Annotated in this window: 17 protein-coding genes; 7 read left to right on the top strand and 10 right to left on the bottom strand. The window is 71.2% G+C overall.

Annotated features, from left to right (window positions below; genetic code table 11):
• Window positions 1–95: 95 nt before the first annotated feature.
• Complete coding sequence (locus ACHMXE_RS43180; protein WP_395349525.1) at window positions 96–1,364, top strand: hypothetical protein; 1,269 nt, start codon at window positions 96–98, stop codon at window positions 1,362–1,364.
• Here the strand turns inward: ACHMXE_RS43180 and ACHMXE_RS43175 are convergent.
• The 3 genes from ACHMXE_RS43175 to ACHMXE_RS43165 form a co-directional block, all read right to left on the bottom strand.
• Entirely contained in the window at window positions 1,361–2,749 is a 1,389-nt protein-coding gene (locus tag ACHMXE_RS43175; protein WP_177239342.1) for a tripartite tricarboxylate transporter permease, read from the bottom strand. The genes ACHMXE_RS43180 and ACHMXE_RS43175 overlap by 4 nt on opposite strands.
• Window positions 2,746–3,201, bottom strand: coding sequence for a hypothetical protein (locus ACHMXE_RS43170; RefSeq protein WP_209540285.1), 456 nt, complete (start codon window positions 3,199–3,201; stop codon window positions 2,746–2,748). Before ACHMXE_RS43170 ends, ACHMXE_RS43175 begins: the two co-directional genes overlap by 4 nt.
• Before the next feature lie 101 nt (window positions 3,202–3,302).
• Window positions 3,303–4,592, bottom strand: coding sequence for a hydroxymethylglutaryl-CoA reductase, degradative (locus tag ACHMXE_RS43165; protein ID WP_395349523.1), 1,290 nt, complete (start codon window positions 4,590–4,592; stop codon window positions 3,303–3,305).
• Between the two features lie 143 nt (window positions 4,593–4,735).
• On the opposite strand from ACHMXE_RS43165, the gene ACHMXE_RS43160 reads away from it, so the two are divergent.
• Entirely contained in the window at window positions 4,736–6,160 is a 1,425-nt protein-coding gene (locus ACHMXE_RS43160; RefSeq protein ID WP_395349522.1) for a PLP-dependent aminotransferase family protein, read from the top strand.
• A gap of 6 nt (window positions 6,161–6,166) precedes the next feature.
• Here ACHMXE_RS43160 and ACHMXE_RS43155 read toward each other — a convergent pair whose 3' ends face one another.
• Window positions 6,167–6,958: a crotonase/enoyl-CoA hydratase family protein gene (locus ACHMXE_RS43155; protein ID WP_395349521.1), complete on the bottom strand. Its 792-nt coding sequence runs from the start codon at window positions 6,956–6,958 to the stop codon at window positions 6,167–6,169.
• A gap of 80 nt (window positions 6,959–7,038) precedes the next feature.
• On the opposite strand from ACHMXE_RS43155, the gene ACHMXE_RS43150 reads away from it, so the two are divergent.
• Entirely contained in the window at window positions 7,039–7,851 is an 813-nt protein-coding gene (locus ACHMXE_RS43150; RefSeq protein WP_395349520.1) for a PaaX family transcriptional regulator, read from the top strand.
• Window positions 7,852–7,998: 147 nt separating this feature from the next.
• Here ACHMXE_RS43150 and ACHMXE_RS43145 read toward each other — a convergent pair whose 3' ends face one another.
• The 4 genes from ACHMXE_RS43145 to ACHMXE_RS43130 form a co-directional block, all read right to left on the bottom strand.
• On the bottom strand, window positions 7,999–9,807 hold the full coding sequence (locus ACHMXE_RS43145; RefSeq protein WP_395349518.1) for a feruloyl-CoA synthase: 1,809 nt from the start codon (window positions 9,805–9,807) through the stop codon (window positions 7,999–8,001).
• Between the two features lie 178 nt (window positions 9,808–9,985).
• Window positions 9,986–10,933 carry a 3-hydroxyacyl-CoA dehydrogenase NAD-binding domain-containing protein gene (locus ACHMXE_RS43140; protein WP_395349516.1) on the bottom strand — a complete coding sequence of 316 codons (948 nt, stop codon included), beginning with the start codon at window positions 10,931–10,933 and terminating at the stop codon, window positions 9,986–9,988.
• Complete coding sequence (locus tag ACHMXE_RS43135; protein WP_395349515.1) at window positions 10,930–12,135, bottom strand: ABC transporter substrate-binding protein; 1,206 nt, start codon at window positions 12,133–12,135, stop codon at window positions 10,930–10,932. Before ACHMXE_RS43135 ends, ACHMXE_RS43140 begins: the two co-directional genes overlap by 4 nt.
• Window positions 12,136–12,173: 38 nt before the next feature.
• Window positions 12,174–13,094: a 3-keto-5-aminohexanoate cleavage protein gene (locus tag ACHMXE_RS43130; protein WP_395349513.1), complete on the bottom strand. Its 921-nt coding sequence runs from the start codon at window positions 13,092–13,094 to the stop codon at window positions 12,174–12,176.
• Between the two features lie 156 nt (window positions 13,095–13,250).
• On the opposite strand from ACHMXE_RS43130, the gene ACHMXE_RS43125 reads away from it, so the two are divergent.
• On the top strand, window positions 13,251–13,631 hold the full coding sequence (locus tag ACHMXE_RS43125) for a DUF1090 domain-containing protein (RefSeq protein WP_395349511.1): 381 nt from the start codon (window positions 13,251–13,253) through the stop codon (window positions 13,629–13,631).
• Window positions 13,632–13,644: 13 nt separating this feature from the next.
• Entirely contained in the window at window positions 13,645–14,355 is a 711-nt protein-coding gene (locus ACHMXE_RS43120) for a Crp/Fnr family transcriptional regulator (RefSeq protein ID WP_395349509.1), read from the top strand.
• Window positions 14,356–14,367: 12 nt separating this feature from the next.
• Here ACHMXE_RS43120 and ACHMXE_RS43115 read toward each other — a convergent pair whose 3' ends face one another.
• Window positions 14,368–16,170 (bottom strand): NAD(P)/FAD-dependent oxidoreductase, encoded by a 1,803-nt coding sequence (locus tag ACHMXE_RS43115; protein ID WP_395349507.1) that lies wholly within the window; start codon window positions 16,168–16,170, stop codon window positions 14,368–14,370.
• Window positions 16,171–16,541: 371 nt separating this feature from the next.
• Between ACHMXE_RS43115 and ACHMXE_RS43110 the strand changes: the two genes are divergently transcribed.
• Window positions 16,542–17,900 (top strand): hypothetical protein, encoded by a 1,359-nt coding sequence (locus ACHMXE_RS43110; RefSeq protein WP_395349505.1) that lies wholly within the window; start codon window positions 16,542–16,544, stop codon window positions 17,898–17,900.
• Window positions 17,901–17,953: 53 nt separating this feature from the next.
• On the opposite strand, the gene ACHMXE_RS43105 is transcribed toward ACHMXE_RS43110, so the two are convergent.
• Window positions 17,954–19,912 carry a sigma-54-dependent Fis family transcriptional regulator gene (locus ACHMXE_RS43105; RefSeq protein WP_395349503.1) on the bottom strand — a complete coding sequence of 653 codons (1,959 nt, stop codon included), beginning with the start codon at window positions 19,910–19,912 and terminating at the stop codon, window positions 17,954–17,956.
• Between the two features lie 162 nt (window positions 19,913–20,074).
• Here ACHMXE_RS43105 and ACHMXE_RS43100 point away from each other — a divergent pair, with 162 nt between their 5' ends.
• Complete coding sequence (locus ACHMXE_RS43100) at window positions 20,075–20,533, top strand: hypothetical protein (protein ID WP_395349502.1); 459 nt, start codon at window positions 20,075–20,077, stop codon at window positions 20,531–20,533.
• Window positions 20,534–20,537 lie beyond the last annotated feature (4 nt).

Here is a 20,537-nt window from a genome sequence, read left to right as displayed (position 1 = left end):
GTGGCTGACATCGGCAGTCGCCTAGGCGTGCTAGCTTGCGTGGATGAAACCCCTCTCCCGGCGCGTCCGGTTCTGGCTCGCCGGCTCGGCCCCTGGTGCTGCTGGCGGGCGCCCTCGCGCTGTGGGGGGTGGCGCGCTGGCTGCTGCCCAGCGACGCCGAGGTGTCGCAGCGCATCGCCGAGGGCTTCGAGAAGCACTACGGCATCGGCCTCAGGATCGGCGGCGCCCACTGGTCGCTGCTGCCGATGCCGGTGCTGGTGCTGACCGACGTCGCCACCGACCAGCCGCGCCCGGTCACGCTGCAGCGCATCGCGCTGCGGCTGCAGCTCGCCCCGCTGTGGAAGCGCGTGGTCGCGGCCGATTCGCTCGAGGTCGAGGGCGCGGTGCTGCCCGGCGAATCGATTCGCGCCTTCCGCGGCCGCGCGCCCGAGACCGTGGAGAAGGGCCGGATCGCCCTGCCCGCGCCCTGGACCCTGGCCGAGACCCCGCTCGAGCAGCTGCGCTGGCGCGACGTGCGCTGGATCGACCGGCGCGACATCGAACTGGCCTACGACGGCCAGATTGACTTCGACCCCGGCTGGCGCCCGCGCCATGCGCTGGCCGAGCGCACGCAGGCCTCGCCGCCGGCCCGGCTGCGGCTGGACCGCGAGGGCAGCAACGACCGATGGCAGACCCGCATCGACGTGGCGGGCGGCAGCTGGAACGGCGTCAGCCGCTTCGAGACGCTGGACGACGGCCGCCTGCGCGTGTCGGCCGAGCTCGCGCCGCGCGACGTCGACATCGAGGCGCTGGTCCAGACCTTCGGGCGCCGCACCTTCGTCGCCGGCAAGCTGCACGGCCAGACCACGCTGACGGCCGAGGCCGACAAGGTCGGCGCCCTGATGCGCGGCCTGCGCACGCGCACCGTGTTCTCGGTCAGCCCGGCGACCCTGACCAAGCTCGACCTCGCCAAGGCCGTGAGCACCGCCGGCATCAGCCGCGGCGGGCGCACCGCGCTCGACGAGCTCAGCGGCACGCTCGACACCCAGGCCACGCCCGACGGCACCGTGCTGCGCTACACCAACCTCAAGGCGCGCTCGGGCGTGCTCACCGCCAGCGGCAACGTGCGGCTGTTCAACCGCCGCATCCAGGGCGATGCCGCGGTCGACCTGATCGACGGCGTGGTCGGCGTGCCGCTGAAGATCGGCGGCACCCTGAGCGATCCCGAGCTCTCGCTGACCGGCGCCGCGCTCGCGGGCGCGGCCGTCGGCAGCGCGGTGCTGCCGGGCGTGGGCACCGCGATCGGGGCGCGCGTGGGACAGCAGGTGGAGCGGCTGTTCGGGCTCGACGAGCCGCCCGGATCGAAGAAAAAACCCAAGCCCTAGCCGATCGCCTTGAGCACCGCCGGCACCGTCAGCACCGCCGTGTAGTAGCCCATGAACTGCACCCCGGTGTTGAAGCCGATGGCGCGCGACAGCAGCCCGCCGAGCAGGCCCATGGTGAGGATCACGAACAGCCCCAGCAGCTGCCCTTCCCAGACGCTGATCACCACGATCAGGCCGACGAAGGTGGCGATGATCGCCTCGTGGCTGACCTTGCGCGAGACGAACAGCGCCGCGCGGCGCGCGAAGTTCATGGTGAAGGGATAGGCCACCAGCGCCGCGAGGATCACCGCCAGCATGCCGTAGCCCAAAAATTCCCAGTGGCTCAGCAGGTTGTGCAGGTTGTGGGTCTGGCCGGTGGCGGCGTCGATGGTGAACACCGGCGGCGCATTGAACAGCGGCGCGGCCGGGCCCGCGGCCACCGGGCTCAGCGGCAGGCCGATCGCGATCAGCGGGATCAGCGCCTCGGCCACGTAGGTGGCCTCGGTCACGCCGTTGCGCGCGGCCAGCGTGGTGGTGAGCCGGTGGTAGGCATGCTTGATGCGCGAGCCGACCAACTCGCCGAGCACCACCGTCATCGCGACCGGGCTGAAGACGAAGGTGGCGCTCGAGATGGTGGCGGTGGCCAGCGTCCATTTCACCTGGCCGCGGTCGAGCACCTTGAAGGGGTTGGGGAAGTAGCCGCTCCAGCCCTTCACGTCGGGCGCCAGCGAGAAGGTGCGCACCTTCTCGCGCGCCATGCGCGCCCTGGCCGTCGGCGACAGCACCGAGAACAGGTCGGCCACCAGCGGCCCGATCGCGATGCCGAGGAAGTAGCTGATGCTGAGCTTCACGCCGTACTTGGCGGTCAGCGACTGCAGCGCCACGATCACGATCACGAACGGCACCAGCGTCGCCACCGAGGCCCAGCGCCCGCTCGAGAACCAGGCGATGGCGACGGCCGCCACCACGAAGATCCATGGCGCCGCCTTGGTGATGGCCGCGCCGTAGGGCGCGAGCAGCACCGCGAACAGCACGGCCAGCGGCACCGCGACGAAGGCCGCGATGATCGCGCCCGACACCATCTTGCGCAGCGCGATGTGCGGCACGCCGAGGTTGCGCAGCATGTTGGCGTCCTGCAGCAGCGGCGTGGCCATGGTGTCGCCCGGAATGCCCAGCAGCGCCGTCGGCACCGCGTGCGTCATGTGCTTGGCCACCGCGGCCGCGAGGAAGAAGGTGAACACGCCCTCGGGCGGCACGCCCAGCAGCACCACCAGCAGGGTCAGCGGCGCGAGCGTGGTGGTCTCGTCGGTGCCCGACACCAGGCCGATGGCGGCGAACACCACGGCGCCCACGAGGCCCATGCCGGTGGCGACGAGGATCTGGTTCAGCAGTGCGGCGTCGATCACGAGGCGGCTCCTTCGGCGGCGGCGCGCGTGCGCGGCCGGTAGTTGGCGAACAGGTCGTGCAGGCCCAGCTCCTGGAGCTCGCGCAGCGCGGCGGGCGGCAGGTCGCTCATCGCGCCGAGTTCGCCGTGCTCGCCGGCCAGTTCGGCCAGCACCTCCTCGCGCCAGCGCGGATCGGCCGCGCCGCCTTCCACCACCTCGCGCTTCGGCGCGAACAGCAGCGCGCAGATCAGGCCCGCGATCACGCAGCCCGCGAGGCCCGCCAGCATCGCGTAGGCACGCGCCAGTTCGGGTGAGCGCACGGCGCCCGCGAGCAGGCGGTTGGCCAGCAGGAAGCCGGCCAGGCTCACGGCGATGCCGATCGCGATCGCGCCCGCGAGATGGCGCAGGTCCGCCGTGTCGCCCCAGATTTCCACCAGGCGCCATCGCGCCTGCGTCGTGCCGTTCGGGTTCATTGCTTGTCTCCGTTCTTGCTGGTGTGACGGCACGCGCCCCGCGTGCCGCCGCGGTATCGGCCGCGGTCCGTGGTGCGGGACCTTCCCGCGATCCGTGAGATTCAGTTTTTGGCGCGCAGGGCCTCGAGCAGCGCCACCGCGCGGTCGGTGCGCACGTCGTGCTCGGTGGCCATCTGTTTGGCGACGGCATCGATCTCGTCGCCCGTGGCACCGGCCACCAGCGCGATGTTTCGCGCATGCAGCGCCATGTGGCCGCGCTGGATGCCTTCGGTGGCGAGCGCGCGCAGCGCGCCGAGGTTCTGCGCCAGGCCCACGGCCACCGCCACCTCGCCGAGCTCCTGCGCCGACTGCACGCCGAGGATCTTGAGCGCCAGCCGCGCGAGCGGATGGGTCTTGGTGGCGCCGCCGACCAGCCCCACGGGCATCGGCATCTCGATGGTGCCGACCAGCGCGCCGCTTTTGTCCTTCTCCCAGGTGGTGAGCGAGCCGTAGCGGCCATGGCGGCAGGCATAGGCATGCGCGCCGGCCTCGACCGCGCGCCAGTCGTTGCCGGTGGCGACGATCACCGGGTCGATGCCGTTCATGATCCCCTTGTTGTGCGTGGCCGCGCGGTAGGGGTCGACGGCCGCGAAGGTGTAGGCGTCGAGCACGCCCTCGACGATCTCCTCGCCGCTGCGCTCCGTGGTCTTGAGCACCGCGGGCGTGAGCCGCACGCGGGCGCGCGCCAGCCGCAGGTCGGCCAGGTTCGAGAGGATGCGCAGCCGCACCGTGCCGCCCGTGAGCTGCTCGACCAGCGGCGACACCGCCTCGGCCATGGTGTTGACCGTGTTCGCGCCCATCGCGTCGCGCACGTCGACCACCAGGTGCAGCACCACCATCGCGCCGCGCGGCGTGTCCTCGAACACGTGCACCTCGATGTCGCGGCAGCCGCCGCCCAGGCCGATCAGCACCTTGTCGCGGCTGTTCGCCACCTCGAGGATGCGATCGCGCGCGCGCAGCAGCGCCAGCCGCGCGCCGTGCGGATCGCCCAGGCCCAGCAGCTGGACCTGCGCGCGCATCAGCGGCCCGCTGCTCGAGGCCTCGAAGCCGCCGCCCTCGCGCGCCAGCTTGGCCATGAAGGAGGCGGCGGCCACCACAGAGGGCTCCTCCACCGCCATCGGCACCAGGTACTCGCGGCCGTTGACCGTGAAGTTGCCGGCCACGCCCAGCGGCAGCTCGAAGGTGCCGATCACGTTCTCGACCATGCCGTTGGCGCGCTCGATGCCGAGCGCGCCGGGCGCGGCGAGCAGCGCCTTCTCCTCGGGCGTGAGCGCAGCGGCCTGCGCGATGTGATCGAGGCGCTGCTCGGGTGTCAGGGCTCGGAAATTGGGGAGGCGGGCGTCGGCGACCATCGTTCGTGCTTCGGTTCGTGCAAGGGGTGGATTCGGAAGCGTGCGAATCTAGGCCCGCTGTACCAGCCTCGGCAGGCACAGTTTCGCGGGACAGTCGGGACAGTGAGGCGCGTCCAGTGCCCGCTGTGTCACAGTCGCCGGCCATGAGCGCATCTTCCAGCCGCGGCCCGCGCGCCGCCCCCATCGCCGATTCGCTCGCCGAGGCCCTCGCGCGCCAGATCGCCAGCGGCGCCTACAAGGCCGGCGACAAGCTGCCCTCGCTGCGCGAGCTCGCGCAGCTGCACGGCTATGCCAAGAACACCGTGGTGGCGGCCTTCGAGAACCTGGTCTCGCGCGGCCTGGTCGAGCCGCGCCGGGGCTCGGGCTACTTCGTGCGCGCGCAGCCCAAGCCCGCGGGCGCCAGGCCGCCCGAGGACGATGCCGGCAGCCTGGGCCGCGCGATGGACATCGTGTGGCTGATGCGCGAGCAGCTCAAGACCGAGCCCGACGCGGTGGCCGTGGGCGACGGCTTCCCGCCGGTCGAATGGCTGGCCGACGTGCGGCTGGACAAGTACCACCCGAAGGTGGTGCGCACGGGGCTCGGCGCGCTGTTCCGCTACGGCAGCCGCTTCGGCTACGGCCCGCTGCGCGAGCACCTGGTGCGCAAGCTGGCCGACTTCGGCATCGGTGCCGAGCCGCGGCAGATCGTGCTCACGCACGGCGCCAACGAGGCCATGGACATCGTCATCCGCTACTTCGTGCCGCCCGGTGGCAAGGTGCTGGTCGACGATCCCGGCTACTACCCGCTGTTCGGCAAGCTCAAGCTCGCGGGCGCGCAGATGCTCGCGGTGCCGCGGCTGGCCGACGGGCCCGACCTCGAGGTGCTCGAGCAGCTGCTGGTGGCCGAGCGGCCGCGCCTGTTCTTCACGCAATCGCTGGCCCACAACCCCACCGGCTCCGACATCTCGCCGGCCAAGGCCTTCCGCGTGCTGCAGCTGGCGCAGAAGCACGACCTGCTGATCGTCGAGAACGACCCGCTGGCCGACTTCAAGCCCACCGCGCTGCCGCGGCTGGCGGCGCTCGACCAGCTCGAGCGCACCATCTACATCGGCAGCTTCTCCAAGTCCTTCTCGGCCGCGCTGCGCGTGGGCTTCGTCGCCTGCGGCGCCGACCTCGCGAGCGATCTCGCCGACCTCAAGGCGCTGATCCACGTGAGCAGCTCCGAATACGCCGAGCGCACGGTCGACGTGATCCTCAGCGAGGGCCACTACCAGCGCCACCTGAACCGGCTGCAGAACCGCCTGGGCGAGGCCACGCGCGAGGCGCTGCGCTTCTTCGATGCGGTGGGCGCCGAGGTGTTCGCGCGCAGTCCGCAGTCGCTCTACGTCTGGGCCGCGCTGCCGGGCGTGGCCGATTCGCTGGCCTTCGCCAGGGAGCTGCTGCCGCGGCGCATCGTGATGGCGCCGGGGCGCATCTTCAGCGTCGACTCGACGCAGGTCTCGCGCTGGTCGCGCTTCAACGTCGGCGCCATGGCCGACCCGCGCTTCGCGAAGGCGATGCGCGCCACGCTCAAGCGGATGGGCGGCTGAGGCGGCTCAGCGCCCGAACTCGCCGTGCCGGCCCGCGCCGCCCGCGAAGCGCGCGGCGCCCGCCTCGCCCTCGGCCGCGACGATCGGCACGCCGCGCGCGCCCTCGCGGCGCAGCGCCTCGGCCAGCGGCAGGTCCCATTGCTCGAAGGCCGAGCGACGGTCGGCCAGCATGCATTGCTGCGGGAAGGCGGCGATCTGGCGCGCCAGTTCCCGCGCCGCGGCCAGCGCGCCGCCGGGCGGCACGACGCGGTTCGCGAGGCTCATGGCCAGCGCCTCGGCCGCGCCCACGGGGCGGCCGGTCAGGATCATGTCGAGCGCGCGGCCCATGCCCACCAGCCGCGGCAGCCGCACCGTGCCGCCGTCGATCAGCGGCACGCCCCAGCGGCGGCAGAACACGCCGAACACCGCGTCCTCGTCGGCCACGCGCAGGTCGGCCAGCAGCGCCAGCTCGAGCCCGCCGGCCACCGCGTAGCCGTTGATCGCGGCGATCAGCGGCTTGGACAGCGCCATGCGCGTCGGCCCCATCGGTCCGCTGCCGCCGCCCGCGGGATCGAGTTCGTTGCGCCGCGCGGGGTCGCCGACGGCCGTGAGGTCGGCGCCGGCGCAGAAGTGGCCGCCCGCGCCGGTCAGCACCGCCACGCGCAGGGCGTCGTCGGCCTCGAAGCGCTCGAAGGCCGCGCGCAGCCCGGCGGCCACCGCGCCGTCGACCGCGTTGCGCTGAGCAGGCCGGTCGATGGTGATCGTGAAGATGCCGTCGTCGGCCTCGACGCGGACGCCGGGGGTTTGTTCGGATGCCATGGAGGGGCTCCTTCGGACACAAAATTACCGGAGTTGATCGTTCGTGGTCATCGTAGGAAACATTTCTTCATTCCGCAAACATGACCAAGATCTGTCATGTCGAGATCAGCGTGCCGAGCGCGCCCGACCTGATCCTCGATCTGCTGGTGGCCGACGGCGGCACGCTGAGTTCGCAGGCGCTGTGCCGCGCGGGCGCGCTGCTGGGCATCGGCGAGACCACGATGCGCGTGGGCCTCACGCGGCTCGCGGCCGAAGGCAAGATCGCGCGCGGCGAGCGCGGCAACTACCGGCTCGAGCGCGAGGGCCCGGCGCTGTCGCGCGCGGTCGACGGCTGGCTGCACAAGCAGGCACAGGCCGTCGGCTGGCGCGGCGACTGGCTGGCCGTGCACGACGCCGGCGTGGCGCGCGCCGACAAGACCGCCTGGCGCCGCCACGGCCTCGCGCTCTCGCTGCGCGGCTTCGCGCCGCTGCGGCCCGGCCTGCAGATCCGGCCCGACAACCTCGCGGGCGGCCTCGAGGCCGAGCGCCGCAAGCTCAAGGAACTGGGGCTTTCGCCGGGCGCGCCGGTGTTCCGGCTCGCCGACCTCGACGAGGCGGCGCAGGCGAGCGCGCGCCGGCTGTGGGACGTGCGCGCGCTGGCCGCGCAATGCCGCCGCCTGCAGGCCGGCCTCGAGCGCAGCGAACAGCGCCTGCGCACGCGGCCGCTCGAGACGGCCGTGCGCGAATCGCTGCTGCTGGGCCGCGCGGTCATCGCGCACCTGATCCGCGATCCGCTGCTGCCGGCCGAGCTGATGCCGCCCGAGCCGCGCGCCGAGCTGCTCGCGGTCACTCGCCGCTACCAGGACACGGCGCGGCAGCTGTGGCGGCAATGGCTGGCGCTGCCTTCAGCTTGAAAACCCATTCCCGTTCGGGCTGAGCCTGTCGAAGCCTCGCGCAACGCTTCGACAAGCTCAGCGCGAACGGGGTGGGAGACACGACGATTTCTTTCGCGACCTTCGCGAAACCTTCGCGCCCTCTGCGTTCGGCTGCCCGATCCCGTTTCAGCTCAACCGCACCACCAGCGCATCTTCCGGCGCGCGCGCATGCAGCCGCTGCACGTCGCTCGCGCGCCGCACCAGCACCGCGCGCTGGTTGATGTAGCCCTTGTCGGTGATCTCGCCGGCATCGAGGCTCGGCGGTTCGCTCAGCACCAGCGCGCAGGCCGGGCACTGCGAGGAGCCCGCACCCTCCGCGCGCAAGGCGCTCAGCACGCCGGCGATGCGCTCGGCCAGCGCCTCGGGCGCGAGCGCCGCGCCCTGCGGGCTCGCGAACACCAGCATGCCGATCTCGTCGCGGTCGTGGCCCGTGAGCACCACGTCCTGCGCATGCGGCGCCAGCAGCGACACCAGCTTCACGCGCAGCGTGCCCACCGACACCCAGGTGCCGGTCGAGAGCTTGAAGTCCTCGGCCACGCGGCCGTTGAAGATCACGCCGCGCACCGGATCGGCGGGGTCGGCCAGGAAGCCCGCGTCGCCGAGCCGGTAGTAGCCCTCTTCGTCGAAGGCCTGCGCGGTCTCGCGCGGCGCGCCGCGGTAGCCGGGGAACACCGACACGCCCTTCACGCGCATCTCGAGCTTCTCGCCGTTGGGCACGAACTTCAGTTCCAGCCCCGGCAGCGGCGCACCGATGCAGCCCGCGCCATCGAGCTTCCAGTGCGCCGAGGTGATCGCGGGCGAGGTCTCGGTGGCGCCCCAGGAGGTGGTGAGCCACAGCGGCCGGTCGGGCCGCACGCGCCGCGCCACCGCCTCGAGCCGCTGCCAGGTCGAGGGCGCGAGCGCCGCGGCCGCGTAGAAGGCCAGGCGCAGGCGCGAGAACACCTCGGTGGCCAGCGCGTCGTCGGCCTCGAGGAAGGGCAGCAGCATGTCGTAGCCGCGCGGCACGTTGAACAGCAGCGTGGGCTTGACCTCGCGCAGGTTGCGCACCGTCTTCTCGATCAGGCCCGGCGCGGGCCGGCCCTCGTCGATGTAGAGCGCGCCGCCGTTCGCCAGCACCATGTTCAGGTCGTGGTTGGCGCCGAAGGTGTGGCTCCAGGGCAGCCAGTCGACCAGCACCGGCTTCTCGTGCGCGAGGAAGCGCCAGGTCTGGGCCATCATCTGCTGGTTGGCGCACAGCATGCGATGGGTGTTGATCACCACCTTGGGCTTGCCGGTCGAGCCCGAGGTCAGCAGGTACTTGGCATGGGTGTCGGGCAGCACCGCCTCGAAGGCCTGCATCACGGCGGGCGTCTCGGCGGTGGCGAGCAGCCGCGCGAAGTCCAGCGCGCCGGGGTGCGCGTCGGCGTTGCGGCTGAACACCGCGACCGCCTCCACGCCGCTGCCCGTGAGCGCGGCGCCGTAGGCCTTCGCATCCGAGGCATAGACCAGCCCCGGCCGCAGCGCGCGCAGCATCTCGTGCAGCCGCGAGGGGTCCTTGGCCATGCGCGAATAGGCACTCGACAGCGAGCAGGCCGCGCGGCCGATGTGCATCGCGGCCAGCATCAGCACCGCGTGGTCGATCGCGTTGTCCGACAGGATCACGACCGGCGCGTCGGCCGGCAGGTCGAGGTCGAGCAGGCCCTGCGCCACCGCGCCGACGGCGTGGCGCAGCGCGCGGTAGTCGAGCCGGCGCCAGTCCTCGCCGCCGTCGTCGCGCTCGGCGAAGGCCAGCGCCCCGGGCGTCTCGCGCGCCCAGCGCTCGATCCATTCGCCGATGCAGCGCGCATAGGGCTTCAGCGCCTGCGGCGAGCGCAGCGCGAAGGAGCCGTCGTCGAAGTCGATGCGCACCGTGCGGGGCGGGGCGATGAGGTTTTCGTCTTGGAGGAAGTCGGTCATCTGGGTGATCTGTTGCGCTGAGGGGCGGCTGCCGAAAGCGGGAGCGGACTTCCGGACGCAGAGGGCGCGAAGGTCTCGCGAAAGACGCAAAAGGAATTCAGAAAAAATCTTTTGGATTTCTCTTTCGCGTTCTTCGCGAGACCTTCGCGACCTCTGCGTCCGGCTGTTGGTGTTCGTTTCAATCCAGTGTGCCGGTGTCGGCCTTGGCGCGAATCAGGTTCAACAGCAGGGTGTCGCGCGCGGCCTCGAGCTCGGCCGTGCGACGCGCGCCCAGTTCCTGCGCCACGCCTTCGCTCACCTGCGCCTGGAGCGCGGGCGTCATCGACGGCGCGCCCAGGTCCTTCCACCAGTCCTCGATCGGCCCGCCCAGGTGCGCGAGCACGTGCGCGATGCCGCCCGCGCCACCCGACAGGTGCAGGTTCATGAACGGTCCCATCACGGCCCAGCGCAGGCCCGGGCCGTGCGCGATCGCGGTGTCGATGTCGGCCACCGAGGCCACGCCCTGCTCGACCAGGTGGAAGGCCTCGCGCCACAGCGCGGCCTGCAGCCGGTTCGCGATATGGCCCTTGACCTCGCGCTTCACGTGGATCGGCCGCTTGCCGATGGCCGCGTAGAAGGCCATGGTGCGCTCGATGGTGTCGGCCGACGTGCGCTCGCCGCCGATTACTTCCACCAGCGGGATCAGGTGCGGCGGGTTGAACGGATGGCCCAGCACCACGCGTTGCGGATGCGCGCAGCCCGACTGCACGCCGCTGATCGCCAGGCCCGAGGAGCTCGAGGCCAGGATCGCATCGGGCGGCGCGGCCGCGTCCATGCGGCGGAACAGCTCGATCTTGAAGTCCATGCGCTCGGGGCCGTTCTCCTGCACGAAGTCGGCCACCGAGACCGCGTCCTCCAGGCTGTCGTGGAAGCGCAGCCGGTCGACCGAGGCGCCCGCGGCCAGCCCGAAGCGCTCGAGCGTGGGCCAGTGTTGCGCCACCGCCTGGCGCAGCCTTTCCTCGGCGCCGGGCGAGGGATCGGTCGCGTTGACGTCGAGGCCCTGCGCGAGGAAGTAGGCGGTCCAGCTCGCGCCGATCACGCCGGTGCCGACCACCGCGACGCGCTGCACGCCGTGCGCCGCGCTCATGACTTCCACCGCGCGCAGCGGCTCTCGGCCTTGGTGGTCCAGGCAGCCTCGCCGCGGATCGCTTCCACCACCTTGTAGTAGTCCCAGGGCTCCTTCGATTCCTCGGGCGACTTCACCTGCATCAGGTGCATGTCGTGCACCATCAGGCCGTCGTCGCGCAGCCAGCCGCCCTTGACGAACATGTCGTCGAACTTCGTCCTGCGCAGCTGCGCCATCACCTTGTCGGCGTCGTCGCTGCCCGCGGCCTTCACGGCCTGCAGGTACTGCAGCGCGGCCGAGTAGTCGCCCGCATGGAAGGAGGAGGGCATGCGCTTGTGCTTGTCGAAGAAGCGCCGCGCCCAGGTGCGTGCCTCGGGGCTCTGGTTCCAGTACCAGCTGTCGGTCAGGTACATCCCCTGCGAGGCCTTGAGGCCCAGCGCATGCACGTCGTTGATGGTGATGATCATGCCGGCCAGCTTCATGTTCTTGCCGATGCCGAACTCGGCCGCCGACTTGATCGCGTTGACCGTGTCGCCGCCCGCGTTGGCCAGCGCCAGCACCTGCGCCTTCGAGCTCTGCGCCTGCAGCATGAACGACGAGAAGTCGCTCGCGCCCAGCGGATGCTTGACCGAGCCCGCCACCGTACCGCCGTTCGCCAGCACCGTCCTGGTCGCGTCGTTCTGCAGCGCGGCGCCGAAGGCATAGTCGGCCGCCACGAAGTACCAGCTCTTGCCGCCGGCCTTGACCACCGCGCTCGCGGTGCCGCGCGCCATCGCCACCGTGTCGTAGGCGTAGTGCACCGTGTAGGGCGAGCAGTACTCGTTGGTGAGGCTCGACGCGCCCGAGCCCACCACGAAGTAGGGCTTCTTCTTGTCCGCCGCCACGCCGGCCATGGCGATGGCCGCGCCCGAGTTGACGCCGCCGATCAGCATGTCGACCTTCTGCACGTCGAACCACTCGCGTGCCTTGGCGGCGGCGATGTCGGGCTTGTTCTGGTGGTCGGCCGTGACCAGCTCGATCTTCCTGCCGCCGATGGCGCCGCCCATGTCGGCGATCGCCATGCGGATGGCCTCGGCGCCGGCCGGGCCGTCGTAGTCGCGGTACAGGCCCGACATGTCGCTGATGAAGCCGATGCGGATCACGTCGTCGGACACCTGGGCCGATGCGCTTGCGGAAAAGGCGGTGCCGAGCGCGAGGGCCAGGGCGGTGCGGGAAGGGTTCATTCGATCTGTCTCCGTTCGTTGTTCTGGCGGGTGCCGGTTCAGCCGAGCGCGAACTCGGGCCGCGGCGTGCCCACGCGCGGCAGGCCCATGAGCTGGCGTGCCTCGGCGGGCGTCGCCACTTCCATGTCGAGCTCGCGGATCACGCGCACGATGCGCTCGGTGAGCTGCACGTTGGTGGCCAGCTCGCCCTGGCGGAAGTAGAGGTTGTCCTCGAGGCCGACGCGCGCATGGCCGCCCAGCAGCAGCGCCGCCACGTTGGCCTCGAGCTGCGAGGTGCCGATGCCGCTGACGCCGAAGATGCTGCCCTTGGGCAGCGTGTCGACCATCATCTGCAGGAAGCGCGGCGAGTAGGGCATCGCGTTCTGGAAATTGCGGTGCACGTTCATCACCAGGTTGATGAAGTAGGGCTCGTCGTCGTGGCCCTCGCCGATCAGCGTGGTCGCGTCCTGCAGGATGTGCGTGGGGCTGAACACCTCCCACTCGGGCTTGATGCCGCGCGCCTTCATGCCGGCGGCGAGCTCGCGCCCGCGCGTGATCGGCGTGTCCATCAGGATCTGCCTGCCCTCGAAGCTGAGGTTCAGCGTGGTGGCGTCGAGCGTGCACATCTCGGCGCCCGCGTCCATGCCCTTGATGCGTTCCTCCCATGCGATCTCCCAGCGGTCGCCGGCCAGCGGCTTGACCATGTCGCCGTGCACGCCGCCGCCGGTGGAGTTGTTGAGCACGATGTCGCAGCCGCCCGCGCGGATGCGGCTGTTGATCTCGCGGTAGACCTCGGCGTCGCAGGTCGCGCCGTCGTCGGGGCGGCGCGCATGGATCGCCGCCACGCTGGCGCCGGCGTTCCAGCAGCGCAGCACGTCGGCCGCGATCTCGGCGGGCTGGGTGGGGAGGTGGGGGTTCTGGGACTTGTGCGCCATGCCGCCGGTGGGGGCGATGGTCACGATCACTTTGCGCTTCGACATGGCGGGGTTCCTGGAGTCCTTCGTGGAGCGCGCCATTATTTTTGGCGCGGGCAGCGCACTCAGTCATCGCGACGACATTCGGGGGCAGGGTTTACGCGGCGTGCAGAGGCTACAGTCGCCCCTGTCGTCCGCATTCATCCACAACAAGGAGCGCTCATGAAACTGTCATCGCTGGTCCTCGCGGCCATCGCCGTCCTCGCATCGGGCCAGGCCTTCGCGCAGCGCGGTCCCGAGGCGGGCTGCGCCGCCAAGCGCGAGGCCATCTCGCGCGACATCGAAGCCGCCAAGGCGCAGGGCCAGGACCACCGCGTGCGCGGCCTCGAGCGCGCGCTGGCCGAGGTGCGCCGCAACTGCAGCGATGCCAAGTTGGCCGCGCGCCACCAGGAGCGCATCCGCGGCGAGGAGCGCAAGGTCGCGCAGCGCGAACGCGAGCTGGCCGAGGCGCGCCGCAAGGGCGATCGCGACAAGATCGCGCGCCGCGAGGACAAGCTGCGCGAAGCCCAGGCCGAGCTGCAGCGCGTCAGGGACCTGCCCTGAGCCTCGAGAGAAGATGCCCGCTGCCCGGCCCGCTCCTCCCCCCGCCTCGCTGACCCTGGCTCAACTGCTGCAGGGCTCGGCCTGGTTTCCGCAGCTCGGCGTGGCCGCCGGCGAGCGCGTGCTCGAGGAGATGCGCGAGGTCGAGGTGGCGACCGGCGCCGCGCTGTGCCGCTGCGGCGACACCCCGCTGCACTGGTACGGCACCATCGACGGCCTGCTCAAGTGGTGCGTGAGCTCGCCCGACGGGCGCTCGGTCACCCTGGGCGGCCTGTCGACCGGCAGCTGGTTCGGCGAAGGCACGCTGCTGCGCGGCGTGCCGCGCACCGCGGACATCATCGCGCTGCGCCCCAGCCGGGTGGCGCTGATGCCGCTCGAGACCTTCGACTGGCTGCGCGCCACGCACCGCAGCTTCGACGACTTCCTGCTGCGCCAGATCAACGAGCGCATGCACTGGTTCCTCGGCAACTTCGCCGCGCACCACCTGCTGGACACCGACAGCCAGGTCGCGCGCGCGCTCGTCGGCCTGTTCCACGAGTGGCTGCATCCGGGCAGCGATCCGCACCTGGAGGTGTCCCAGGAGGAGATCGCCAACCTCTCGGGCCTGTCGCGCCAGCGCTGCAACGCGGCGTTGCGGCGGCTGGCATCGGCCGGCCTGCTGCGCATCGAGTACGGCGGCATCACCGTGACCGATCTCGACGGCCTGCGCCGCCGCATCGACGGCTGAGCGCCGCGTGCCTCAGCGCCGGTGGTGCGAGGGCGCGAGCTCGTACACCGGCGTGTCGAGCCCTTCGGCGCGCGCCTTGAGCTGCAGCGCGAGGAACTGCGAGTAGTGGCGCGACTGGTGCAGGTTGCCGCCGTGGATCCAGAGGTTGGGCACCTGCGTCGGCTTCCACATGTTGCGCAGCTCGCCTTCCCACGGACCCGGATCCTTCGGCGTGTCGGAGCCCAGGCCCCAGCACTTGCCGACCCGGTCGGCGACCTCGGGCGAGATCAGGTCGGCCAGCCAGCCGTTCATCGAGCCGTAGCCGGTGGCATAGACCAGCAGGTCGGCCGGCAGCTCGCTGCCGTCGGTCAGCGTCACCGAGCGTTCGTTCACGCGCTCGATGTTCACGCCGCTCCTGAGCTTCACGCTGCCGTTGGCCACCAGCTCCGAGGCGCCCACGTCGATGTAGTAGCCCGAGCCGCGCCGCAGGTACTTCATGAACAGGCCCGAGCCGTCGGCGCCGAAGTCGAGCAGGAAGCCCGCCTTCTCCAGCCGCGCATAGAGGTCGGCATCGCGCTTCTTCATCTCGTCGTAGACCGGGATGTGGAAGGTGTGCATCACCTGGTAGGGCACCGAGGCGAAGATCAGGTCGGCCTTGTGGTGGTCGATGCCGCTCTTCACCGCCTGCTCGGAGTACAGGCCGCCGAGCGCCAGTTCCATCAGCGAGTCGGAGGGCGCGATGTGGGTCGACGAGCGCTGGATCATCGTCACGTCGGCGCCGTGCTCCCACAGCGCCGCGCAGATGTCGTGCGCCGAGTTGTTCGAGCCCAGCACCACGCACTTCTTGCCCGCGTAGGCCTCGGGCCCGGGGTGCTTGCTCGAATGGTGCTGGTCGCCCTGGAAGTTCTCGGCGCCCGCGAGCACGGGCACGTTCGGGTAGCCCGACACGCCGAGCGCGAACACCAACTGCTTCGGCCGCAGAACCACCTCCTTGCCCTCGCGTTCCACGCGCACTTCCCAGCGCTGCGTGGCCTCGTCGAAGCGCGCCTTCTTCGCCGTGGTCGAGCTCCAGTAGTCGAGCTCCATCACCTTGGTGTACATCTCGAGCCAGTCGCCGACCTTGTCCTTGGGCGCGAACACCGGCCAGTCGTCGGGGAAGGGCATGTAGGGCAGGTGGTCGTACCAGACCGGGTCGTGCAGGCACAGCGACTTGTAGCGGTTGCGCCAGGAGTCGCCCGCGCGCGCGTTGCGCTCGATGATGATCGTGGGCACGCCGAGCCGGCGCAGCCGCGCGCCGAGCGCGATCCCGCCCTGGCCGCCGCCCACGATCACCACCTCGGGCTGCTCGGTGTAGCCCAGCGTGCGGGCCTCCTCCTCGCGCTTCTCGAGCCAGCTCTGGCGCCCCTTCTGCACGCCGTGCTCCGCGCCCTTGATGCGGTTCGCGCCGGTCTTCTCCTCGAAGCCCTTGAGCTCGGTCATGGTGGTCAGCAGCGTCCAGGCCTTGCCGCCGCGCAGCCGCAGGTGGCCGCGGCCGCGCGCCACACGGGTCTCGAAGGTGAACCAGGCCTCGGTCACGCCATCGGCCTCGCTGGCCTCGCCCTCGAGCGCGAAGTTCGAGGGCTGCGTGTCGGCCAGCCGCGCCGCCAGCATCGCGCGGATCGCGCCCGCGCCTTCCTGCGTGCGGATGTTCCAGGTGAAGGCCACGAGGTCGCGCCAGAAGCCCTCGGCCTCGAACAGCGCGACCGTGGCCTCGACGTCGTTGCGCGCGAGCGCGGCGCCGAAGTCGGCCAGCCAGGTGGCGGCAGCCCGCGTGGGGGCGGCGGTGGATGCGGTCATCGAATGTCTCCGTGTATGAATGGATGAGAACGAACGCTGCGCCGCGGACGGCGCGGGTTGCGTTGCGCAGCTTTCGTGCCGCGCGGCGGCGCACGGTGGATCAAGGACTTGGCGGGGGTTTTGTCGCGGGTGGGCTGCGTTGTCGCGCTCCCGGTGCGACGCGGATGAGACGGCGAGACGGCCCCGCCGCCTTTGCGAAGTCCCTTCAATCACCCATTGGGAGGAGCGTTGCCGCAGGGCGACGACCACGTCTCATGGTGATGCGAAAGTATTCCGTCGCGGATAGATTTGGCCGCCGTCTGCCGACGAGGTCGGCGGGGCAACGCGTCAATCCAACAGAAAGAGATGAGGAAATGAGGAGCACGACAACAATGGCCCTGTGCGCCACGGCACTGGCGGCGGTCATCGCGGGATGCGGTGGCGGTGGCGGTGGGGGAGGAGGCGGTGGCGGGCTGCCGTTCGCCGTGGTGCCGCAGACGCCCGCCGAGTCGGAAGCCAAGCTGTCCGTCGAGGTCGACGGCAGCGCCGCGAGTCCCGACGGCGCGGGCAAGTACCAGGTGGCGCCGGGCCAGCTCGTGACGGTCAAGTCCAGCGATGGCAGCGAGATCACCTGGACCGCGGACAGCCGCGATGGCGCGGCCCAGCGCGTCGAGGTCGATACCTCCGGCTCGCAATGGCTGTCGCGTTTCAAGAACCCCAAAGCGACGGGCAGCGTCGAGTTCAAGCTGACGGCCAGCGCATCGGGCAACCGCCGCAAGGAACTGAGCTTCTCGGTCGGTAACGGCGACTATCGCAACGGCCGCTACACCGTGTACGCGGCCAACGGCTCGCGCCAGGTGCTTGCCATCGATTTCGACAAGGCCACCTACACCCTGACCGACACGGCGGGCGATGCGAGCTCGGGCACCCTGACCGCGGGCGCGTCGCGCGACGGCGACTGGAAGGTGCAGAGCAGCCGCAGCAAGAGCGACGTGCTCGCGCTGCGCGGCCTCGGCGACAACATCGTCGGCGCGCTGCCGTTCGCGGTGGGCTACAAGTCGCCGACCACCTACGAACCGTTCCCCTTCATCGCGTCGCGCGCGCTGGTCCTGCAGCAGGGCAAGCTCGACGGCACCTACGACCGCGGCCGCATCGACTTCTCGCCCGCGGGCGGGCAATCGGCCATCGCGCAGATCCAGATCTCGGGTGGCGGCAAGGTGATGAAGCAGTGCCTCAACCTCACCATCTACAAGATCGAACAGTGCCCGAGCGCCGACGTGTCTGTCAGCAACGTCGAGCCCGATCCGCAGCAGCCCGGGCTGTGGACGATGAAGAGCGCCGTCGACGGCACCCTGTTCGGTCGCTTCGCGCTCGCCGACTTCGGCGGCGAGAAGGTGTACCTGAGCGCGGGTCCGTCGCCCACGACCAACAGCCAGGTGCTGGCGGTGGGCGTGCCGGCCGCATCGGGCTACGCGGACTTCAGCAGCAAGGGCTGGTCGACGGGCGGCACGGCCGATGTCGTGGTGGCCGCCGGCTCGACGTACTCGCTGACCGGCACGGACGGCGCGGCGACCGCGCAGGTCGATCTCGCGCTGGCGGTCCAGCCATCGTTCGGGCCGACGGGCATGCGCACGGCGACGAAGGGCAGCTCGGTCTACTTCGCGATGCGCTCGAAGCAGCTCGAGCTGCTGATCGGCGCGAGCACCCCGTCGCTGAACGCCGGCTTCCTGCACCTGGGCCTGGTCGACTGATCGCGTCCACTCCGCGACGAGCCCGCGCCCGCCAGGGTGCGGGCTTTTTTCATTCAGGGGCGCTGCATGCCTGCCGGCCGTGATGGCGCCGGGCTGCGCGGCGGCGCCACGATCCCGAGCCGCTTCATGTGCCGGTACACGGTGGCCCGGCTCAGGCCCAGCGCATCGGCCGCCTGCGCGACTCGCCAGCGGTGCTGGCGCAGCGCCGCGAGCAGCCGCTCCGATTCGGCGGCCGTGTCCTCGGCCTCATCGACCATTGCGGGCACCGCCACCGCGACGCGCTCCGGCAACCGCAGGTCCTCCACCATGACTTCGCGCTCCGTGCACAACGCCAGCGCGAGCCGCAGCACGTTGCGCAGCTCGCGCAGGTTGCCGGGCCAGCGGTGCGCCATCAGCGCCTCGATCGCTTCGGCCGACAGCCGTGCATTCGAATCCATCGCCGCGGCTTCCTCGGCGAACAGGCGATCGATCAGGTGGCGCCGATCACCGCGTTCGCGCAGCGGCGGCAGCTTCAGCACGGCGCCGCACAGGCGGTAGTAGAGGTCCTCGCGGAAGCGGCCCGCGGCGACGAGTTCGCTCAGGCCCCGGTGCGTGGCGGCCACCACCGCGAGGTCCACGCGCTGCGGCGCGTCGCCGCCCAGCGGCAGCACCTCGCCTTCGGACAGCACGCGCAGCAGCCGCGTCTGCAGGGCCATCGGCATGTCGCCGATCTCGTCGAGGAACAGCGTGCCGCGGTCGGCCTGCGCGATCAGGCCCTTCATGCCCTTGCTGCGGCCGCCGGTGAAGGTGCCTGGCAGGTAGCCGAACAGCTCGCTCTCGATCAGCGAATCGGGAATGGCCGCGCAGTTCACGGCCACGAAGGGCAGGGCCGCGCGGCGGCTCGCGCCGTGCAGCGCGCGCGCCAGCACCTCCTTGCCGCTGCCGGTCTCGCCCTCGATCAGCACGTGGATGCCGCGGTCGACCAGCCGGCGCGCCTGCGCGAGCAGCGACTGCATCGCGGGATCGTCGCCCGCGATGCCCTCGAGCGGCGGCAGCCGGTCGGCGCCCGGCACGGCGGTCTTGCGTTCGGTCGCGGGCGCGCGGCGCGCCACGCGCGGCGCGAGCAGCGAGGCGTGGTACTCGCCGCCGTCCGGCAGCAGCACGGTGTGGGCGAAGGGCATGGCCGATGCGCTCGCGCCCAGGCGCCAGATCGCATCGAGCGGCATGCGCAGCAGCTCGGCCACGCAGGTGCCGACCGGATGGGTCGCGAACAGCCGCCGCGCGCTGCTGTTCGCGCCGACCACCGTGCCCGCCTCGTCGAGCGCGAGCATCAGTTCGCCGGCGACGTCGACCAGACCGAAGGCGCTGCCCAGCCGCAGCACCCAGTGGCCGCGGAAGTGGCGCAGGAAATCGGCGTCCTCGATCATGCGCGCGTAGATCGCGACCAGGTGCCGCACCAGGTGCTGGCTCTCCTTGGCCTCGGGCGAATGCAGCGCCGACACGTCGAGCACCGCCGTGAGCCGCCCGCCATGGTCGAACAGCGGCGCGGTGGTGCAGGTCAGCGCGATGTGGGTGGCGTCGAAGTGCTCGGTCTGGTGGCAGGTCATCGGTGCCTGCTCGACCAGGCAGGTGCCCACGCCGCAGGTGCCCGCATGGGCCTCGTTCCAGTCGGCGCCGAGGTAGAGGCCGGCCTTGCGCAGCTGGTCGTCCCAGGCCGGGTTGCCGATGTAGTCGACCGTGATGCCCTCGGCATCGGTCAGCAGCACCATGTAGCCGAGGTCGGCCACGCGGCGGTAGATGTCCTCCATGCCCGCGCGCGCGGTGCACAGGAAGTGCTCGAGCTGCTGCTGGTGCGCGCGCACCTCGTGCGCCGGCAGGATGCGCGCGGGCGTGGGCCGCGAGGGATCGAGGCCATGGTCGCGCACGCAGCGCGCCCACGACTTGTGGACCAGGCTGGTCGCCGGATCGGCCAGCGCGGTGCCGGTGGCGATCGAATAGACGTTGTCGATGTGGCGCGATTGCAGGGAAGGCATGCTCGACCTCGCGATGGCACGCGGCCGCCGGGGGATCGGAGGGCTGCCGTGCAGCCGGACATCATTCGGCTGTCGCGCTGTCGCAGCACAGAGGTGAAACCCGGTGCGCCACCGGACTTTCACCGGGACGCGCTACGCTGGGTCTCCACCGGAGACCGACGCATGCACACCTTCCAGCTCTTCGCCGACTACTTTCAGTTCTACATCCAGGACGAATCCGCCGAAGGCGATCTTTCCGATGCATGGAGCGACGAGGCCGTGGAACGCATGCTCGCGACCGCGCCCGGCGTGGTCGGCATCGGCACGGCGCGCAACATGAACGTGCCGGTCACGCTCGAGATCCTCGCGGCCGCCCCGCCGCTCGATGCCGATGCCTGGGAGCACATCGTCGAATGCACGCTCGCGACGGCGAGCGGGCGCCTCGCGATCGCGGGCTGCACCGACTACCTTCCCGATGCGGCGCGCATAGCGATCGCGCCGGGCACCTACCGCGTGCGTGCCTGCTACGCGGGGCTCGCGACGCTGTCCGAGGACGGGCTCGAGGGCGAGGACCGCTACCACCTCGCGCTGTGGCCGGCGCCGGCCATCGAGCCCTCGGTCGTCAAACAGCGCGCGGCCTGAGCGG

Source organism: Variovorax sp. UC122_21, assembly GCF_044056785.1.
Classification (GTDB): Bacteria; Pseudomonadota; Gammaproteobacteria; order Burkholderiales; family Burkholderiaceae_C; genus Variovorax.
Note: the sequence above shows the minus strand (reverse complement) of the source record. Positions and strands in the feature narration are given on the sequence as shown.

What these genes read in the sequence shown, in the direction of transcription:
- ACHMXE_RS43170 (WP_209540285.1), bottom strand. Translation starts at nt 3,201, where the DNA reads ATGAACCCGAACGGCACGACGCAGGCGCGATGGCGCCTGGTGGAAATC.
- ACHMXE_RS43165 (WP_395349523.1), bottom strand. Translation starts at nt 4,592, where the DNA reads ATGGTCGCCGACGCCCGCCTCCCCAATTTCCGAGCCCTGACACCCGAG.
- ACHMXE_RS43160 (WP_395349522.1), top strand. Translation starts at nt 4,736, where the DNA reads ATGAGCGCATCTTCCAGCCGCGGCCCGCGCGCCGCCCCCATCGCCGAT.
- ACHMXE_RS43155 (WP_395349521.1), bottom strand. Translation starts at nt 6,958, where the DNA reads ATGGCATCCGAACAAACCCCCGGCGTCCGCGTCGAGGCCGACGACGGC.
- ACHMXE_RS43150 (WP_395349520.1), top strand. Translation starts at nt 7,039, where the DNA reads ATGACCAAGATCTGTCATGTCGAGATCAGCGTGCCGAGCGCGCCCGAC.
- ACHMXE_RS43145 (WP_395349518.1), bottom strand. Translation starts at nt 9,807, where the DNA reads ATGACCGACTTCCTCCAAGACGAAAACCTCATCGCCCCGCCCCGCACG.
- ACHMXE_RS43140 (WP_395349516.1), bottom strand. Translation starts at nt 10,933, where the DNA reads ATGAGCGCGGCGCACGGCGTGCAGCGCGTCGCGGTGGTCGGCACCGGC.
- ACHMXE_RS43135 (WP_395349515.1), bottom strand. Translation starts at nt 12,135, where the DNA reads ATGAACCCTTCCCGCACCGCCCTGGCCCTCGCGCTCGGCACCGCCTTT.
- ACHMXE_RS43130 (WP_395349513.1), bottom strand. Translation starts at nt 13,094, where the DNA reads ATGTCGAAGCGCAAAGTGATCGTGACCATCGCCCCCACCGGCGGCATG.
- ACHMXE_RS43125 (WP_395349511.1), top strand. Translation starts at nt 13,251, where the DNA reads ATGAAACTGTCATCGCTGGTCCTCGCGGCCATCGCCGTCCTCGCATCG.
- ACHMXE_RS43120 (WP_395349509.1), top strand. Translation starts at nt 13,645, where the DNA reads ATGCCCGCTGCCCGGCCCGCTCCTCCCCCCGCCTCGCTGACCCTGGCT.
- ACHMXE_RS43115 (WP_395349507.1), bottom strand. Translation starts at nt 16,170, where the DNA reads ATGACCGCATCCACCGCCGCCCCCACGCGGGCTGCCGCCACCTGGCTG.
- ACHMXE_RS43110 (WP_395349505.1), top strand. Translation starts at nt 16,542, where the DNA reads ATGGCCCTGTGCGCCACGGCACTGGCGGCGGTCATCGCGGGATGCGGT.
- ACHMXE_RS43105 (WP_395349503.1), bottom strand. Translation starts at nt 19,912, where the DNA reads ATGCCTTCCCTGCAATCGCGCCACATCGACAACGTCTATTCGATCGCC.
- ACHMXE_RS43100 (WP_395349502.1), top strand. Translation starts at nt 20,075, where the DNA reads ATGCACACCTTCCAGCTCTTCGCCGACTACTTTCAGTTCTACATCCAG.